Below are 1,934 nucleotides of genomic sequence, written 5' to 3' on the forward strand. Positions count from 1 at the left end.
GTGCAGAACCCCGGCAACCTGCTGACCGGCAACACCGCGATGATGTCGGGCCGCGGCAGCTACGTGGTGCTGGATTTCGGCAAGGAGGTCGGCGGTTTCGTCTCGCTGGACGTCCCCGCCGCCGGCAGCAACGCCGAATCGGTCGGCCTCGCCTTCACCGAGTCGAGCGAGTACGTCGGCCCCCTCAGCGACGGCTCCAACGCCGGCCTGAACGCGGGCGCGAGCAGCTCGACCGACGGGGCCATCTTCGCGGGCGTCAACAGCACGACCGGCACCTCGTACACGATGCCGGCGGCGAGCCTGCGCGGCGGCTTCCGCTACCTGACGCTGTTCATGAACTCCGACGGCTGGGTGCACCTCGCCAACATCCGGCTGCGCTTCACGCCGGCGCCATCGATGAGCGACCCGAGCGCCTACCCGAACTACTTCTACAGCAACGACGACCTGCTGAACAAGCTCTGGTACGCCGGCGCCTACACGGTGCAGACCAACACCATCGCGCCCGACCAGGGCCGCAAGCTGCTCGCCACGGGCTGGGACAACACCGCCGTGGTCAGTGGCGGCACCACGGTGCTGACCGATGCCGCCAAGCGCGACCGCACGGTGTGGTCGGGCGACCTCGGCATCTCGGCTGCGGTGGGCTATGTGTCGACCGCCGACACGCTGTCGGTGAAGAACGCGCTGCAGCGCCTGTACGACAGCCAGAAGGCGAGCGGCGAGCTGCCGTACTCCGGCCCGCCCTTCGACCTGTACGGCTCCGACACCTACCACCTGTGGACGCTGATCGGCACCGAGACCTACCACCTCTACAGCGGCGACACCGATTGGCTGCGCTCGATCTGGCCGCGCTACAAGCAGGGCATGGCCTTCATCCAGGCCAAGGTGAACGGCGCGCACGGGCTGCTGCACGTGACCGGCACCAACGACTGGGCGCGCGGCGGGCAGGGCGGCGAGAACATCGCGGCGAATGCGATGCTGTACCGCGCACTCGTCACCGGCGCCACGCTGGCCGGCGCGGTGGGCGAGGGCGCGACGGCCACGGCCTACGCGAATGCGGCCGCGACGCTGAAGTCGCGCATCAACGCCACGCTGTGGGACGCCGCGGCCGGCGCCTACCGCGACAACCCGGACAGCACGCTGCTGCCGCAGGACGGCAACTCGCTCGCGGTCTGGTACGGGGTGACCGACAACGCCGACAAGCCGGCGGCCATCGCCCGCTACCTGAACTCCAACCTCGGCACGCTGGGCGCGCTGACGCCGGAGTGGGGGCGCAACATCTCCGGCTTCGCGGGCTCGATGCAGCTGATGGCGATGTCGGTGGCCTCGCGCGATGCCGATGCGCTGGACCTGATGCGCCGCCAGTGGGGCTTCATGTACAACCACCCGACGCGCAGCACCCGGACCTTCTGGGAGGGCTATGGCGCCGACGGCGGCAGCGGCGGCTATGCGCCATGGTTCGTCAGCTACGCCCACGGCTGGTCGTCCGGGCCGACCTCGGCGCTGACCTTCTACACGCTGGGCATCAGCCCGACCACGGTGAAGGGGCAGCAGTACGGCGTGATCCCGCACCCCGGCGACCTCACGCACGTCGAGGGCCAGCTGAGCTTTGACGGCAGCAAGCGCGTCAGGAACAGCTGGGACCGCGGCAGCGACGGCAGCTTCACGATGACGGTGGACAGCAGCTCGCACACCGGCTCGGTCGGCGTGATCGGCATCCCGCGCTTCGGCATCGACCGGCGCGTCAGCATTGACGGCGTCGAGGTGTGGAACGGCAGTGCCTTCACCGGCGCGGCCGGCATCGCGAGTGCCGACCAGGACGGCCGCTACATCTACTTCCGCGGCGTCCAGCCAGGTGTGCGCACCTTCCGCACGGCGGGGACGGGGGCTGCCTGGGCGAGCTGCGCGGCGGAGGCCGGGCAGTGCCTCTTCGAAGG

1 protein-coding gene is annotated in these 1,934 nt (G+C 70.1%); it reads left to right on the top strand.

Annotated features, from left to right (window positions below):
• Positions 1-1,934: alpha-L-rhamnosidase-related protein (locus tag AC1D01_RS32455; protein ID WP_477873614.1), on the top strand; the 1,934-nt coding region annotated here is incomplete at both ends.

This window comes from Rhizobacter sp. P3_B12, assembly GCF_056402895.1.